Origin of the sequence: uncultured Frigoribacterium sp. (assembly GCF_963515265.1) — a bacterium.
In the GTDB taxonomy this organism is placed as follows: domain Bacteria; phylum Actinomycetota; class Actinomycetes; order Actinomycetales; family Microbacteriaceae; genus Frigoribacterium.
In genome coordinates this window covers 40,931-56,060 of the sequence record NZ_CAUPYL010000001.1, presented here as the reverse complement: position 1 = coordinate 56,060, position 15,130 = coordinate 40,931, and the positions used below count along the sequence as shown (strand labels likewise).

General features: G+C 73.0%; 14 protein-coding genes. 10 read left to right on the top strand and 4 right to left on the bottom strand.

Features of this window, described 5'->3' with window-relative positions; translation table 11 throughout:
* Positions 1–6: 6 nt before the first annotated feature.
* Together RWM17_RS00245 and RWM17_RS00240 are read right to left on the bottom strand one after the other, a co-directional pair.
* The gene (locus tag RWM17_RS00245; RefSeq protein WP_314100556.1) at positions 7–1,764 is read right to left on the bottom strand and encodes a biotin carboxylase N-terminal domain-containing protein; all 1,758 of its coding nucleotides are present in this window, start codon (positions 1,762–1,764) and stop codon (positions 7–9) included.
* Between the two features lie 79 nt (positions 1,765–1,843).
* A complete protein-coding gene (locus RWM17_RS00240; protein WP_314100555.1) occupies positions 1,844–2,533 on the bottom strand; it encodes a nucleoside triphosphate pyrophosphatase in 690 nt (229 codons plus the stop codon).
* A 26-nt stretch (positions 2,534–2,559) separates the two neighbouring features.
* Here RWM17_RS00240 and RWM17_RS00235 point away from each other — a divergent pair, with 26 nt between their 5' ends.
* The 4 genes from RWM17_RS00235 (at position 2,560) to RWM17_RS00220 (ending at position 6,925) form a co-directional block, all read left to right on the top strand.
* Positions 2,560–3,801 carry a TRAM domain-containing protein gene (locus RWM17_RS00235; protein ID WP_314100554.1) on the top strand — a complete coding sequence of 414 codons (1,242 nt, stop codon included), beginning with the start codon at positions 2,560–2,562 and terminating at the stop codon, positions 3,799–3,801.
* 76 nt (positions 3,802–3,877) lie between these two features.
* The gene (locus tag RWM17_RS00230) at positions 3,878–4,576 is read left to right on the top strand and encodes a response regulator transcription factor (protein WP_223269329.1); all 699 of its coding nucleotides are present in this window, start codon (positions 3,878–3,880) and stop codon (positions 4,574–4,576) included.
* Positions 4,566–5,819 (top strand): ATP-binding protein, encoded by a 1,254-nt coding sequence (locus RWM17_RS00225; RefSeq protein WP_314100553.1) that lies wholly within the window; start codon positions 4,566–4,568, stop codon positions 5,817–5,819. The genes RWM17_RS00230 and RWM17_RS00225 overlap by 11 nt, the downstream gene beginning before the upstream one ends.
* Positions 5,816–6,925: a hypothetical protein gene (locus RWM17_RS00220; RefSeq protein WP_314100552.1), complete on the top strand. Its 1,110-nt coding sequence runs from the start codon at positions 5,816–5,818 to the stop codon at positions 6,923–6,925. Before RWM17_RS00225 ends, RWM17_RS00220 begins: the two co-directional genes overlap by 4 nt.
* Positions 6,926–7,340: 415 nt before the next feature.
* Here the strand turns inward: RWM17_RS00220 and RWM17_RS00215 are convergent, their stop codons facing one another.
* Both RWM17_RS00215 and RWM17_RS00210 read right to left on the bottom strand, forming a co-directional pair.
* Entirely contained in the window at positions 7,341–7,607 is a 267-nt protein-coding gene (locus RWM17_RS00215; protein WP_314100551.1) for an acyl-CoA carboxylase subunit epsilon, read from the bottom strand.
* Positions 7,604–9,220, bottom strand: coding sequence for an acyl-CoA carboxylase subunit beta (locus RWM17_RS00210; protein WP_314100550.1), 1,617 nt, complete (start codon positions 9,218–9,220; stop codon positions 7,604–7,606). Before RWM17_RS00210 ends, RWM17_RS00215 begins: the two co-directional genes overlap by 4 nt.
* A gap of 100 nt (positions 9,221–9,320) precedes the next feature.
* Here RWM17_RS00210 and RWM17_RS00205 point away from each other — a divergent pair, with 100 nt between their 5' ends.
* The 6 genes from RWM17_RS00205 (at position 9,321) to RWM17_RS00180 (ending at position 15,106) form a co-directional block, all read left to right on the top strand.
* The gene (locus RWM17_RS00205; RefSeq protein ID WP_314100549.1) at positions 9,321–10,115 is read left to right on the top strand and encodes a biotin--[acetyl-CoA-carboxylase] ligase; all 795 of its coding nucleotides are present in this window, start codon (positions 9,321–9,323) and stop codon (positions 10,113–10,115) included.
* A gap of 4 nt (positions 10,116–10,119) precedes the next feature.
* A complete protein-coding gene (locus RWM17_RS00200) occupies positions 10,120–10,653 on the top strand; it encodes a PH domain-containing protein (RefSeq protein WP_314100548.1) in 534 nt (177 codons plus the stop codon).
* A gap of 13 nt (positions 10,654–10,666) precedes the next feature.
* Positions 10,667–11,974, top strand: coding sequence for a UDP-glucose/GDP-mannose dehydrogenase family protein (locus tag RWM17_RS00195; RefSeq protein WP_314100547.1), 1,308 nt, complete (start codon positions 10,667–10,669; stop codon positions 11,972–11,974).
* Between the two features lie 95 nt (positions 11,975–12,069).
* Positions 12,070–13,206 carry a 5-(carboxyamino)imidazole ribonucleotide synthase gene (locus RWM17_RS00190; protein ID WP_314100546.1) on the top strand — a complete coding sequence of 379 codons (1,137 nt, stop codon included), beginning with the start codon at positions 12,070–12,072 and terminating at the stop codon, positions 13,204–13,206.
* Between the two features lie 86 nt (positions 13,207–13,292).
* Entirely contained in the window at positions 13,293–13,760 is a 468-nt protein-coding gene (gene purE, locus RWM17_RS00185; protein ID WP_314100573.1) for a 5-(carboxyamino)imidazole ribonucleotide mutase, read from the top strand.
* Positions 13,757–15,106 carry an LCP family protein gene (locus RWM17_RS00180; RefSeq protein ID WP_314100545.1) on the top strand — a complete coding sequence of 450 codons (1,350 nt, stop codon included), beginning with the start codon at positions 13,757–13,759 and terminating at the stop codon, positions 15,104–15,106. The genes purE and RWM17_RS00180 overlap by 4 nt, the downstream gene beginning before the upstream one ends.
* Positions 15,107–15,130: the final 24 nt, after the last annotated feature.

The following is a 15,130-nucleotide window of genomic DNA, read 5'->3' as shown; positions in this document are numbered from 1 at the left end:
CGCGGGCTAGTCGATGCTGAGGAGGACGTGGCCCGACGAGACAGTCTCGCCGACGGCGGCCGAGATGCCCGAGACGACCCCGTCGCGGTGGGCCGCGACCGGCTGCTCCATCTTCATGGCCTCGAGCACGAGCACGAGGTCGCCCTTGACGACCTGCTGGCCCTCCTCGACGGCGAGCTTGACGACCGTCGCCTGCATGGGCGACTTCACCTCGGCGCCCGTGGAGGTGACCACGGCGCCGCGACCGGAGCCGCGGCGGCGGGGGGCAGCCGCAGGAGGCGCGGTGCGCGCGCCGAGACCGGCGGGCAACGAGACCTCGACGCGCTTGCCGCCGACCTCGACCACGACGGTGGTGCGCTGGTCGTCGGGGCGGGGAGCCTCGGCCTCGCCGCTCCACGCGGGGATGTCGTTGACGAAGTCGGTCTCGATCCACCGGGTGTAGATCGAGAACGGCTCGCCGCCTTCGGGGGCGAACGCCGGGTCGCGGACGATCGCGCGGTGGAAGGGCAACACGGTGGGCAGGCCGGCGACCTCGAACTCGTCGAGGGCACGCCGCGAGCGCTCGAGGGCGTCCTCGCGCGACGAGCCGGTGACGATCAGCTTGGCGAGCAGCGAGTCGAACGAGCCGCTGATCTCGTCGCCGGCCTGGACGCCGCTGTCGACGCGGACGCCGGGGCCGCCCGGCGCCTTGAAGACGTGCACGGGGCCGGGGGCGGGCATGAAGCCCCGGCCCGCGTCCTCGCCGTTGATGCGGAACTCGAACGAGTGGCCGCGGGGCTCGGGGTCGCCGTACTCGAGCACGCCGCCCTCGGCGAGGCGGAACTGCTCGCGGACGAGGTCGATGCCCGTGATCTCCTCGGAGACGGGGTGCTCGACCTGGAGGCGGGTGTTGACCTCGAGGAACGACACCGTGCCGTCCTTGCCGATCAGGAACTCGCAGGTGCCCGCGCCGACGTAGCCGACCTCGCGGAGGATCGCCTTGGACGACTCGTAGAGCGCGGTGGTCTGCGCCTCGGTCAGGAACGGGGCGGGCGCCTCCTCGACGAGCTTCTGGTGACGGCGCTGCAGCGAGCAGTCGCGCGTCGACACGACGACGACGTTGCCGTGCGCGTCGGCGAGGCACTGGGTCTCGACGTGGCGGGGCTGGTCGAGGTACTTCTCGACGAAGCACTCGCCGCGGCCGAAGGCGGCGACGGCCTCGCGGACGGCCGAGTCGAACATCTCGGGCACCTCGTCGCGGGTGCGGGCGACCTTGAGGCCGCGTCCGCCGCCGCCGAAGGCCGCCTTGATGGCGACGGGCAGGCCGTGCTGGTCGACGAAGTCGAGCACCTCGTCGGCGCCCGAGACGGGGTTGAGGGTGCCGGGTGCGAGCGGTGCGCCGACGCGCTCGGCGATGTGCCGGGCGCTGACCTTGTCGCCGAGCTGTTCGATCGCCTCGGGGGAGGGGCCGATCCAGACGAGCCCCGCGGCGGTCACGGCGCGCGCGAAGTCGGCGTTCTCGGCGAGGAACCCGTAGCCGGGGTGCACGGCGTCGGCCCCCGAGCGGCGGGCGACCGAGAGGATCTTGTCGATGACGAGGTAGGTCTCGGCGCTCGTCGTGCCGCCGAGCGCGTAGGCCTCGTCGGCGAGGCGGGCGTGCTGCGCGTCCCTGTCCTGGTCGGCGTAGACGGCGACGCTGCCGATCCCGCTGTCGCGCGCTGCGCGGACGACCCGGACCGCGATCTCTCCACGGTTGGCGATGAGGACCTTGCTGATGGACGGCATAGTTCCCCACCCTATTGCGCCACCCGCAGCCTCCTTTGGCTGACGTGCACGAAAACACGCAGGAGGCGCGTGAGGATTGCTACAAAGCGCCGGAGGTCGGTGTCGTCCACAGCTCGTGCCACGACACCCCGAAGCCACGAACCAGCGAGCGCAGCACCGGCACCGACAGGCCGACGACGGCGCTCGGCGTGCCCTCGATGTGGGTGATGAACGCGGAGGCGCGGCCGTCGATGGTGAAGGCGCCCGCGACCTCGAGCGGCTCGCCGGTCTCGACGTAGGCGGCGAGCTCCTCCGGCTCCAGGTCGTCGGCGAAGACCAGGTCGGCGCTCGCGACGGCGCCCGCGCCGCCCGACGGGAACGCCGCGTCGGCGCGGGGCGAGCCCCCGCGGTGGTCGATCAGCCAGTGCCCCGACCAGAGGGTTCCCCGGCCGACCTCGGCCATGCGACGCCAGCGATCGAGGGCGAGGGCGGGCTCGTGGGGCTTGCCGTGCACCTCGCCGTCGAACTCGAATGCGCTGTCGCCCCCGAGGACGAGACCGTCGAGGGGGTGCCCGTCGACGGTCACGTCGAGGACGGCCTCCGCCTTCGCCCTGGCCAGGAGCGAGACGGTCTCGGAGGCGGTGAGGGCTCGGCCCGTCGCCTCCTCGGCCCGCGCGACCGCCGCCTCCTCGTCGACGCCCGGGCTGATCAGCACCGGCTCGACGCCTGCGGCCCGCAGGAGCGCGAGGCGTGCGGGGGAGGTGCTGGCCAGGTAGAGGGGAACGGTCATGTCCGCCAGCCTGGCAGACTCGGAGCATGGGAGACATGCTGGGCCGCGAGGTCGAACTGGACGTGACCGGGATCGCACACGGGGGCATCTCGGTGGCGCGCCTCGACGGGCGGGTCGTCTTCGTGTCGGACACGCTGCCGGGCGAGAAGGTCCTCGCGCGCGTCGCCGACGACCGCAAGAAGTCGTTCTGGCGGGCCGAGACGGTCTCGGTCGTCGAGGCCAGCCCGCACCGGCGCGAGCACGTCTGGTCCGCGGCGTCCGTCGACCGCGCTCCGGAGGACCGCGCCGGCGGCGCCGAGTTCGGGCACATCGAGCTGGGCCACCAGCGCGAGCTCAAGTCGCAGGTGGTCCGCGACGCCCTCACGCGGACCGGCGGGCTCCCCGACGAGCAGGCGACCGTCGCCGTCGAGGCGCTCCCTGGCGACGACGAGCGCGGAGGGACGGGCTGGCGCACGCGGGTGCGCCTGCACCTCGACGCCGAGGGCCGCCCCGGGCAGTACGCCGCCCGGTCGCACCGCGTCGTGCGGGTCGCCGACCTGCCCCTCGCGACCCCCGAGGTCGCCGAGGCCGCTCCGCTCGCCGACGCGTTCCCCGGCGAGGAGCACGTCGACGTGCTGGCGCCGAGCACGGGAGGCGCCCGCCTGATCATCGGCGGCCAGGCGCCCAGCACGGTCACCGAGGTCGTCGGCGACCGCACGTTCCAGCTCGACGACGGCGGCTTCTGGCAGGTGCACCGCCACGCCGCCGCGACGCTGACCGCCGCCGTCCAACAGATGGTCGACCCCGAGCGCTTCGAGCCCGGGGCGGCCAACCTCGACCTCTACGGCGGCGTGGGGCTCCTCGCGGCCGCCGTGGGCGACGCGTTCGGCAGCCGCGTCCGCATCACGAGCGTCGAGAGCGACGAGCGCGCGACCGAGCACGCGTCCGAGAACCTGGCCGACTGGCTCGGCGCCTCGGCCGTCACCGGCCGGGTCGACCGGTGGGTGCGCCAGGCCGCCGCCCAGGCGACCTCGGCCGAGCGCGACCGCTTCCGCTCCGCGACGGTCGTCCTCGACCCGCCGCGCTCGGGGGCCGGTCGACCCGTGGTCGACGGCATCGCGGAGCTCGCCCCGGCGCAGGTCGTCTACGTCGCCTGCGACCCCGTCGCCCTCGCCCGTGACCTCGCGCTCTTCCGCGACCACGGGTACGACGTCGACGCGATCAGGGCCTTCGACCTGTTCCCCAGCACGCACCACGTCGAGACGGTGGTCCGGCTGCTCCGTCGGTGACTCCCCGTCACGTTACGATGACGACGTTGACGACCCGGAATTCAGGGACCGGGTCGCACGCGAACGAAGGACCATCGTGACCGACACCTCGACGGACGCTCCGGCGTCGACGACCCCCGCCCCCGTCCGCGTCGCCATCGTGGACGACCACGAGTCGGTGAGGCTCGGCATCCAGGCGGCCTGCCAGGCCGAGGGCTTCGACGTCGTGCTGACCGCGGCCGGCGTGCAGGAGCTGGTGGAGTCGCTGGCGGGCCGCGAGGTCGACGTCGTCGTCCTCGACCTCTCGCTCGGCGACGGCTCGACGGTCACCGAGAACGTGAAGCGCGTCCAGGCGACCGGCTCCGCCGTGCTCGTGCACAGCATCGCCGACCGGGTGGCGAGCGTCCGTGAGGCGCTCGCCGCGGGCGCGGCCGGCGTCATCCCCAAGTCCTCCGCGACGAAGACGGTGATGGCCGCCGTCGCGACCGTCGCCCGCGGAGACGTGCTCAACAACCTCGAGTGGGCCAGCGCGATCGACGCCGACCGCGACTTCGCCAAGGCCCAGCTCGGCCGGCGCGAGCGCGAGATCCTGCACCTCTACGCCTCGGGCCTGCCCCTCAAGCTCGCCGCCCAGCAGCTCGGCATCGGCTACTCGACCGCTCGGGAGTACCTCGACCGCATCCGCGTCAAGTACGTCGAGGTGGGGCGACCGGCGCCCACGAAGGTCGACCTGCTCCGGCGTGCCGTCGAGGACGGCATCCTGCCGGGACTCGACGCGGACGGCGATGGCCGCTGAGCCCCTGCCGGCGCTGACGCCGCCGACGACGCGCTCGGCGCGGAACCCGATCAGCCGTGCCCTGTTCGACAAGGTGCTCGGCCGGGTCATCGCCCTCGCCGGGCTCATCTTCGGCCTGCAGGCGCTGCCGACGACGATGGTGCAGATCGAGGTCATGCAGGTGGCGTGGGCCTGGCTCATCGGGCTGGGGATGCTCGGCGCCATCGTGGCCGTCGGCGTCGCGAGCGTCGTGGTGCGCGGAGTCGAGACGACCTGCGCCATCCTCGCGGTGTCCTACCTCGTGGCGATCGTCACGTGGCCCCTGGCGGTCGTCGACCCCGACCAGGTCCTCGCCGGCGTGCCGTGGCTCTGGTACCTCTGCACCGTCGCCACCGCGGCGGCCGCCTACGCCTTCTCCGCGTGGATCGCGATCGGCTACTCGGTCGTGGTCCCGCTCGTCTACGGCGCGATCCGGCTGACCCCGTCGGGAGGCGGCGAGTCGCTGGCGCGCGCCGCCCTCGACTCGACCTACGCGATCCTGCTCGGCGGGGCCGTGCTCGTGCTCGTGCTCATCCTGCGCCAGGCGAGCGCGGCCGTGGACGCCGCCCAGGCCACGGCCGTCGCCCGGTACTCGGGGGCGATCCGCGAGCACGCCACCGAGCTCGAGCGCGTGCAGGTCGACGCCATCGTGCACGACAGCGTGCTGACCACCTTCATCCAGGCCGCCCGGGCGTACACGCCGGCGGAGCAGGTGCTCGCCACGACCATGGCCCGCAACGCGATGGCCCACCTCACCTCGGCCGCCGCGACGACGCCCTTCGACGAGTCGACGACGACCCTCGGCGTCCTCCGCCGGCGCTTGTCCGACGCGGTGGACGCGACCGGCGTCGCCGTCGAGCTCCGCGTCGACGACACGGACGACCGGGTGCTGCCGACCACCGCCGTGGAGGCCATCGTCAGCGCCGCGGCCCAGGCGCTCGTCAACAGCTCCCAGCACGCAGGTCCCGGCCCGGTCCGGCGATGGGTCGCCCTCGAGCGCACCGGAGACGCCGGCGTGCTCGTCGAGGTCGGCGACGACGGGGTGGGCTTCGACCCGGGTGCCGTGCCCGTGGAGCGCCTCGGAGTCCGGGTGTCGATCATCGAGCGCGTCGCCAACGCGGGCGGCCGGGCCTGCATCGACTCCCGGCCGGGTGCCGGCACGGTCGTCCGCGTGATGTGGCCCGCGGCCCTCGTCGTCGGCCCGTCGAGGGGAGACGCGTCGTGAGGATCACCGTCCCCCGGTGGCTCATCGTCTCGCTGGCGGCGGTCTTCTCCGGCTACCACCTGGTGCTCGGGGCGGTCTCGCTCGGCCAGGTCGCCGATCCCGTCCCGGTCGTCGCCTGCATGGTCGCGTACGCGGTCGTCACGGCCGTCGTGCTCTGGCCCAGCCGTCAACCGGTGCTGCCCGTGTGGGCGGCGGCCTTCGCCCTCGCCGTGAGCATCGTGGTGCCGCTCGTCGTGACGAGCGTCCTGGACCCCGGGGCCGAGAACGGCTACGCGACCTGGTACGTCGCCGCCGTGGGCACGCTCATGGTGATCGTCTCGACGCGTCGTCGCCAGGGCTTCGCGTGGCTCGGCGTGGGCTTCATGGCCGTGCAGGGGGTCGCGTGGGCCGGGGTGTCCCAGATCGCCGACCTCGGCATCGTCGGCAGCGTCAGCTGGGTCGCCTTCTCGCACGCCATCTCGTCCACGCTGACCCGGGCCGGTCGCGAGACGCGGGAGTTCATCCTGGCCGAGCACGAGGCCGCGGACTGGCAGGCGGCCCAGGAGGCGCACGTCAACGAGCGTCAGTACCGGCTCCTGCAGACCGGCCGCACCGCCCGGCCCATGCTGCAGGCGATCGTGTCCCAGTCCGGCGACCTGTCGCCCGAGCAGCGGCAGGAGAGCCTCCATCTCGAGGGCGCCATCCGGGACGAGATCCGCGGGAGGCGCCTCCTCGACGACGAGGTCCGTCGCGAGGTCATGGCGGCGCGACGCCGGGGGGCCGAGGTCAGCCTGCTCGACGAGGGCGGCATCGACGACGTCCCCGACGACGAACTGCGGCGCATCCACGAGGCCCTCGCCGCGGCGCTGCACGGCTCGGAGGCCGACAAGCTCATCATCCGGACGGTCGCGGGCGGCGACCACGCCGTCAGCGTCGTCGGTCTCGGGTCGCCGGACCTCAGCTCGAGCGCTCTCGGGCGGGGGGTGTCCGCCGAGGCCGACGAGGACGACGACGACGACGAGGTCCTGCTCTGGCTGCAGATACCGCGCCGAGCCGGGGTCTCTGCGGACCAGGCACCGGTCGACGACCTCGAGGGCCTCGACGAGGACAGCCGCGTCGTCCGCTAGGGACGAGGGCCGACGGTGGGGGCGTGCGCCGCCGCAGCGGAGGAGGCCGGCGGCGGGGACCGGGCAGGAACGGGCGACGGGTCCGACGACGGGAAAGAGGGCCAGACACCCGTCTGGCCCTCATGGGAGATATCCCGGTCCAGAGCGACAACCCGAATGTCGCCCTGATCCGCCCCCGACCGAGAACTCGCTTACCCTAGTCAGCTCCCGATCGGTGGTGCGACTCAAGGAGAGGCACCTAGCAAGAACGAGTATGTCGCCCCCCGCCACGAGCGCAAAGTCGTCATTTAGGGGGACAACACGGGGGTGAGCGACCCGTCTACCCCCGTTCGGGTGCCGTATCTCTGGGCCTCGGGGCACGCCGGTGGCGATGGCGGGGTACGAGGTCGGGGTACGCGCGCGGGCGCGGCCGGGCTCAGGCCGAGAAGCTGCGCCAGCGACCGGGGCCGCGGTCGACGGGGCGACGGAGACGAGCCGTCCGGGAGGACCAGCCGGACGGCGACGAGGAGACGTCCCGAGGGGCCGCCCTCGCCGTCTCGGCCGCCTCCGCCTCGAGGGCCGTCAGGACGGCCGTGACGGCGGCGAGCTCCTCCGGTGACGGCGAGCCTCCGACGACGCGCAGGAGCGGCCCCTGGGCCTCGTGCGCGTCGAGGGTGTCGTCGGCGGCGTGGCGGCCGCTCACAGGGGGATGTTCCCGTGCTTCTTGGGCGGCAGGTCGGCACGCTTCGTGCGGAGGGCCCGAAGCGCCTTGACGACGGCGACACGGGTCGCCGCCGGCTCGATCACACCGTCGAGCTCGCCGCGCTCGGCAGCGAGGAAGGGGCTGGCGACGTTGTAGGTGTACTCGCTGGCGAGCCTCGCCCGGACTGCGGCGACGTCCTCGCCGGCGGCCTCCGCGGCCTTGATCTCGTTGCGGTACAGGATGTTGACGGCGCCCTGTCCGCCCATGACGGCGATCTCGGCGGTCGGCCACGCCAGGTTGATGTCGGCGCCCAGCTGCTTGGACCCCATCACGATGTACGCGCCGCCGTAGGCCTTGCGGGTGATCACGGTCACGAGGGGCACGGTCGCCTCGGCGTAGGCGTAGAGCAGCTTCGCGCCGCGGCGGATGACGCCCGTCCACTCCTGGTCGGTGCCGGGCAGGTAGCCGGGCACGTCGACCAACGTGAGGATCGGGATGCCGAACGCGTCGCAGAAGCGCACGAACCGGCTCGCCTTCTCGCCCGCCTCGATGTTCAGGGTGCCGGCCATGGCCGACGGCTGGTTGGCGATGACGCCCACCGACCGGCCCTCGACCCGACCGAACCCGATGACGATGTTCGGCGCGAAGAGCGGCTGGACCTCGAGGAACTCGCCGTCGTCGACGACGTGCTCGATGACGGTCATCACGTCGTACGGCTGGTTGGGGCTGTCCGGGATCAGCGTGTTGAGCTGGCGGTCGTCGTCCGTCGTCTCGAGCTCGACGGCCGTCTCGAAGACGTGCGGCTCCGACAGGTTGTTGTCGGGCAGGTACGACAGCAGCGACCGCGCGTAGTCGAGCGCGTCGTCCTCGTCGCTCGCGAGGTAGTGCGAGACGCCGCTGACCTTGTTGTGGGTCAGGGCTCCGCCGAGCTCCTCGAAGCCGACGTCCTCGCCGGTGACGGTCTTGATGACGTCGGGGCCGGTCACGAACATGTGGCTGGTCTTGTCGACCATGATGACGAAGTCGGTGAGCGCGGGGGAGTACACCGCGCCTCCCGCCGCCGGGCCCATGATGAGCGAGATCTGGGGGACGACGCCGGAGGCGCGGGTGTTCAGCCGGAAGATCTCGCCGTACTTGCCGAGCGCGACCACCCCCTCCTGGATCCGGGCCCCGCCGGAGTCGAGGATGCCGATGATCGGCACGCCCGTCTTGAGGGCGAGCTCCATGACCTTGATGATCTTCTCGCCGGCGACCTCGCCGAGCGAGCCGCCGAAGATCGTGAAGTCCTGCGAGTAGACGGCGACCTGGCGGCCGTGCACCGTGCCCGTCCCCGTGACGACCGCGTCGCCGTAGGGGCGCTTCGACTCCATGCCGAACGCGTGGGTGCGGTGGCGCACGAACTCGTCGAGCTCGACGAACGAGCCCGGGTCGAGAAGGCCGTCGATGCGCTCACGGGCGGTCATCTTGCCCTTGGCGTGCTGCTTCGCGATCGCGGCCTCGCCGCTGGCCGTCACGGCCTCGTGATAGCGGGCCTTGAGGTCGGCGAGCTTGCCCGCCGTCGTGCGGAGATCGGGCTGCGAGGCGTCGTCGCGGGGCGCGGAGTCGGAAGTCACACCGGCCACTCTACCGAGGGCGTCCGCGGCCGCCGTTGGAGGTTCCCTCGCGTGCGACGTGCCTCGGATGGTGGAAGTCGTCAACGCCTAGGCTGGCGGCGTGACCGACCCCACGAGCGCCTCCTTCCCCCTGAGCGCGGCCCACAGCCCGCGGCTGGTGCACGTGGCCGAGACCGGGTCGACGAACGCGGACCTGCTGGCCGACGCGTCGGCCCCGCACCTGGCGGTGCTCGCCACGACGTCCCAGACCGCCGGGCGCGGGCGTCTCGGCCGCACCTGGACCGCGCCTCCGGGCCGCACGCTCGCCGTGAGCGTACTCGTGGAGCGCCGAGGGATGCCCGTCGAGTCCCTGGGCTGGGTGCCCCTCGCCGCGGGCGTCGCGATGCGCGCCTCCCTCGCGGCCGTCGTCCGGACGGGCGAGGTCGGCCTGAAGTGGCCGAACGACGTCCAGGTGGACGGCCTCAAGGTGTGCGGGATCCTCGCCCAGGCGCGCGACGACGCGTCGGCCGTCGTGGTCGGCGCAGGCGTCAACCTCTCGCTGACCCGGGACGAGCTGCCGACGACGGTGTCCACCTCGTTGTCGCTGCACGGGGCCGAGGGGACGACGGAGGCGCTGGCAGACCAGGTCCTGTCGGCGTGGCTCGCCGACGTCGTCGCGCTCGTCGACGTGCTCGCGTCCGCGGGGGGCGACGCCGAGGCGAGCGGGCTGCGCGCCCGAGTGCTCGCCGACTGCACCACGCTCGGCCGCCGGGTGCGCGTCGAGCTGCCCTCGGGCGAGGTCCTGACCGGCACGGCGTCGTCGATCGACCACGATGGTCGTCTGGTCGTCGAGCCGCCGACCGGGGGCGCCGTCGCCGTGTCCTCCGGCGACGTCACCCACCTGCGGTATGAATGACCCCGTGAGCACGGCCGAGCAACAGCCCCGAGAAGAGGTCGTCGCGCGCCTGCACCCGCACTCCCGGGCGTTGTTCTGGCCGTCGGTGGCCCTCGTCGCGGTGTGCGCCGCAGGCGGCTACTTCAGCAGCTGGTTCGAGCTCGAGTGGCAGAACTGGATCGTGCGTGCGGCTGCCGTGCTCTTGGCGGTGCTGCTGTGGCTCGTGCCCCTCCTCGTCTGGCTCGGTCGCCGCTACGTCATCACGACGAGGCGCATCGTCCTGCGACGCGGATTCGTCGTCCGGTCGCGTCAGGAGCTCCTGCACAGCCGCGGCTACGACCTCACCGTGCGCAAGAACGCCGTGCAGAGCCTCTTCCGCAGCGGGGACGTGCTCGTGAACACGGGGCTCGACCGCCCGGTCGTGCTCTGGGACGTGCCGGGGGCCGACCTGGTGCAGGCGACCCTGCACGACCTGATGGAGGCGGACGCGACCCTCGTCGCGCAGCGCCGCCGACTCGACCAGTCGACCCCGGGCGCGTGGCCGCGCCCGGCGGAGTAGGAGCGACGTCCCCATGCAGATATCCGTCATCGGTTGTGGCTACCTCGGTGCCGTGCACGCGGCGTGCATGGCCGAGCTGGGGCACGAGGTGGTCGGCGTCGACGTCGACGGCGCCCGGGTCGCCCGGCTCTCCGCCGGCGACGCGCCCTTCTTCGAGCCCGGCCTTCCCGAGGTGCTCGCGCGCGCGGTCGCGAGCGGTCGGCTCCGCTTCACCACCGACATGTCCGAGGTCGCCGACGCGAGCGTGCACTTCGTCGCGGTGGGCACGCCGCAGGCCCAGGGCAGCCAGGCGGCGGACATGACCTACGTCGACGCCGCCGTCGACGCCCTCGTGCCCTGGCTGTCCGAGGGGGCGCTGGTCGTGGGCAAGTCGACCGTCCCGGTCGGCACGGCCGCCCGCCTGGCCGAGAAGGTGCGCGCGGGAGCGTCCGGCGCCGACCTCGCCTGGAACCCCGAGTTCCTCCGCGAGGGCTTCGCCGTGAAGGACACCCTGACGCCCGACCGCTTCGTGTACGGGGTCCCCGCGGGGCCGGCCGGCGAGCTCGCCGCAGCCCGGCTCGACGCGGTCTACGCCACCGCCCTCGCGGCAGGGACCCCCCGGATCGTCACCGACTACGCCACGTCCGAGCTCGTCAAGGTGTCGGCCAACGCCTTCCTCGCGACCAAGATCTCCTTCATCAACGCGATGGCCGAGATCGCCGAGGCGACGGGCGCCGACGTGACGCAGCTCGCCGACGCCATCGGGCACGACGCCCGCATCGGGCGGAGGTTCCTCAACGCCGGGCTCGGCTTCGGCGGCGGCTGCCTCCCGAAGGACATCCGGGCGTTCCAGGCCCGCGCCGACGAGCTCGGGCTCGAGTCGCTGGCGTTCCTCGCCGACGTCGACGCGGTCAACCTCCGCAGACGTGCGAAGGTCGTCGAGCTCGCGGCGGAGCTCGTCGGGGACGTGGACGGCGCTCGCGTCGCGGTGCTCGGCGTCGCGTTCAAGCCCGACAGCGACGACGTCCGCGACTCGCCCGCGCTCGACGTGGCCCGAGCGCTGCACGCCCGCGGTGCAGCCGTGCGCGTCTACGACCCCGAGGCGAACTCGACGGCCGCCCGTCTCGCGCCCGAGCTCGAGTACGCGGCCGACGCGGACGCGGCCCTCCGCGACGCCGACGTCGTCCTCGTGCTCACGGAGTGGGCCGAGTTCCGCCAGCTCGACCCGTCCCGCGTGGGCGACCTCGTGGCTGCTCGGCGCATCGTCGACGCGCGCAACGTGCTCGACCTCGCGGCGTGGCGTGCGGAGGGCTTCGAGGCGCGCGGGCTCGGGCGCCCCTGACCCGGCCGGTCGTCCGGATCGACCAAGATGGTGTCCGAGCCGGTCCCGCAGCGAGTCCGGCGCCGCCTGCCCGACGTGCACCACGAGGAGACGACATGACCTACCGGATCGGCGTCATCGGAGGCGGCCAGCTCGCCCGCATGATGGTCCCGCCCGCCGTCCACCTGGGGATCGAGATCTCGGTGCTGGCCGAGACCGAGGGCAGCTCGGCTCGGCTGGCGGCCACGCAGGTGGGGGACTACCACGACGCGGAGACGGTGCTGGGGTTCGCGAAGGACGTCCACGCCGTGACCTTCGACCACGAGCACGTCCCTCAGGACGTGCTGCGGGCCCTGGTCGACGCCGGCGTCGAGGTCCACCCGAGCCCCGAGGCGCTCTTCGTGGCCCAGGACAAGATCGTCATGCGCGAGCGCCTCACGGCGCTCGGACTGCCGGTCCCCGCGTGGGCGGCCGTCCGTGGTCGCGACGACCTGGCGGCGTTCCTCGCCGAGCACGGCGGGCGCGCGGTCGTGAAGACGCCGCGCGGCGGCTACGACGGCAAGGGCGTCCGGGTCGTGCGCTCGGCCGACGACGCGGACGACTGGTTCGCGTCGCTGGACGCGGCGGGCGCCTCCGACGCCCTGCTCGTGGAGGAGCTCGTCGAGTTCCGGCGGGAGCTCGCCCAGCTGGTCGCTCGTCGGCCCTCCGGCGAGATCGCCGCGTGGCCCCTCGTCGAGACGGTGCAGCGCGACGGCGTGTGCGCCGAGGTCACGGCCCCTGCCCCCGACGCCGACGACGCCCTGGCGGACGAGGCGCGGCGGATCGCCACCGTCGTCGCCGAGGAGGTCGGCGTCACGGGCGTCCTGGCGGTCGAGCTCTTCGAGACGGCCGACGGCCGCCTCCTGGTCAACGAGCTCGCGATGCGACCGCACAACACCGGGCACTGGAGCATCGACGGCGCCGTCACCGGCCAGTTCGAGCAGCACCTCCGGGCCGTGCTCGACCTGCCCCTCGGGGACACGACCCCGCACCGTGCCTGGAGCGTCATGGTCAACGTGCTCGGCGGCCCTGCGCAGGGCACGATGGCCGACCGGCTCTCCGCCCTGATGGCGGACCAGCCGGGGGCGAAAGTGCACGACTACGGCAAAGAGCCCCGGCCCGGCCGCAAGGTCGGACACGTCACGACCACGGGGCCGGACCTCGAGGACGCCCGGGGGAGGGCGCGCGCCGCTGTCCGTTTCTTCGAGGACTGACGGCTATCCTCTCCTTCGTGCCCGACCAGACGACCGACCCCGAGACCGCCCCGACGCCCGAGCGAGCGCCCACGGTGGCCATCGTCATGGGGTCGGACAGCGACTGGCCCACGATGCAGAGCGCCGCCGCGATCCTCACCGAGTTCGGCATCGCCCACGAGGTCGAGGTCGTCTCCGCGCACCGCACGCCCGAGAAGATGATCCGGTTCGGCCAGCAGGCCGCGGGTCGCGGCATCCGCGTGGTCATCGCGGGCGCAGGAGGCGCGGCCCACCTCCCGGGGATGCTCGCGTCGGTCACGACCCTGCCGGTCATCGGCGTGCCCGTGGCCCTCGCGAAGCTCGACGGCCTCGACTCGCTCCTCTCGATCGTCCAGATGCCCGCGGGCATCCCGGTGGCCACCGTGTCGATCGGCGGGGCCGCCAACGCCGGCCTGCTCGCCGCCCGCATCCTCGGCTCCGGCGATCCCGTCCTGTCGGCGCGGCTCGCCGACTACGCGACGAGCCTCGCCGAGCTCGTCGAGGAGAAGAACGCCGCCCTGCAGCGATCGCTGTGAGCGCTGCCTCGCTGCCGGTCCGGCACCCCGACGTCACGTCCCCCTCGTTCATGACGAGGCGGGCGTGGACGCTCGTGCTGCTCAACGTCCTCATCCCGGGCTCCGCCCAGGTGCTCGCGGGGAGCCGTCGGCTCGGTCGGTGGGGCCTCGGCTCGACCCTCGTGTCGTGGGCCGTGGTGCTGGTCACCGTCGCCCTGGCACTCTTCTGGAACACGCCCCTCCTCGAGGTCGCGACGAACGTCGTCGCGCTGACGGTCGTCCAGGTGTTCCTCATCTACTACGCGGTGCTGTGGGTCGTGCTGACGCTCGACACGCTGCGCCTCGTGCGCATCATCCGCACCGCCCCCACGGCGCGGGGGTTCATCGCCGGCGTCATGGCTCTCCTGCTCGTGGTGACGGTGGGGCCGGTCGCGTGGGGCGCGTACCTCACGAGCGTGCAGCACGGCCTGCTGAACTCGCTCTTCACCTCGCAGGCCGCTGCCGCCGACCCGGTGAACGGCCGCTACAACATCCTCCTGCTCGGCGGCGACGCCGGTGCCGACCGCACCGGGCTCCGCCCCGACAGCATCTCGGTCGCGAGCATCGACGCCGAGACGGGCGCCACGACGATCGTGGGCATCCCGCGCAACCTGTACAACGCGCCGTTCTCTGAGGGGTCGCCGCTGTGGGGCGAGTTCCCCGACGGCTACAGCTGCGGCGACGACTGCCTGATCAGCTACCTCTACACCTACGGCGAAGAGCACCCCGAGCTCTACCCGGACGCCGAGTCGAAGGGCAGCAACCCCGGCATCGAGGCCATGCGGGACGCGGTCCAGGGCGTCACCGGCCTCACCCTCCAGTACTACGTGCTGATCGACATGCAGGGCTTCGTCGACCTGATCGATGCCCTGGGCGGCATCTCGGTGGACAACACCGAAGGGCGCCTGCCCATCAACGGCGGCGTCGACGGCGCCGGCAACCCGATCAACGTCGACGGGTGGATCGAGCCGGGGGAGCAGGTCCTCGACGGCTACCACGCCCTCTGGTACGCCCGCGCCCGCCACGGCTCGGACGACTACCACCGGATGGCACGTCAGCGCGAGGTGCAGCAGGCGCTGCTGTCACAGTTCCAGCCCGCCACCGTGCTGTCCAAGTTCCAGTCGGTCGCGTCGGCGGGGGTGCAGACAGTCGACACGGACATCCCCCAGGCCGCTCTCGGCGCGTTCGGGCAGTTGGCCCTGAAGGCCAAGGAGCAGCAGATCAGCGACCTCGAGATCGTCCCGCCGACCTACTCGAACGTCTATCCCGACTACGACGTCATCCGCGCGGACGTCGCGACGGCCACGGCCACGGCGACCGCCGGATGACGAGGCACGCCGCCGGGGCGGGCC

Excerpts from the sequence above, each read along its gene's own strand:
- RWM17_RS00245 (WP_314100556.1), bottom strand. The coding sequence starts at position 1,764 with ATGCCGTCCATCAGCAAGGTCCTCATCGCCAACCGTGGAGAGATCGCG.
- RWM17_RS00195 (WP_314100547.1), top strand. The coding sequence starts at position 10,667 with ATGCAGATATCCGTCATCGGTTGTGGCTACCTCGGTGCCGTGCACGCG.
- purE (WP_314100573.1), top strand. The coding sequence starts at position 13,293 with ATGGGGTCGGACAGCGACTGGCCCACGATGCAGAGCGCCGCCGCGATC.
- RWM17_RS00240 (WP_314100555.1), bottom strand. The coding sequence starts at position 2,533 with ATGACCGTTCCCCTCTACCTGGCCAGCACCTCCCCCGCACGCCTCGCG.
- RWM17_RS00235 (WP_314100554.1), top strand. The coding sequence starts at position 2,560 with ATGGGAGACATGCTGGGCCGCGAGGTCGAACTGGACGTGACCGGGATC.
- RWM17_RS00190 (WP_314100546.1), top strand. The coding sequence starts at position 12,070 with ATGACCTACCGGATCGGCGTCATCGGAGGCGGCCAGCTCGCCCGCATG.
- RWM17_RS00225 (WP_314100553.1), top strand. The coding sequence starts at position 4,566 with ATGGCCGCTGAGCCCCTGCCGGCGCTGACGCCGCCGACGACGCGCTCG.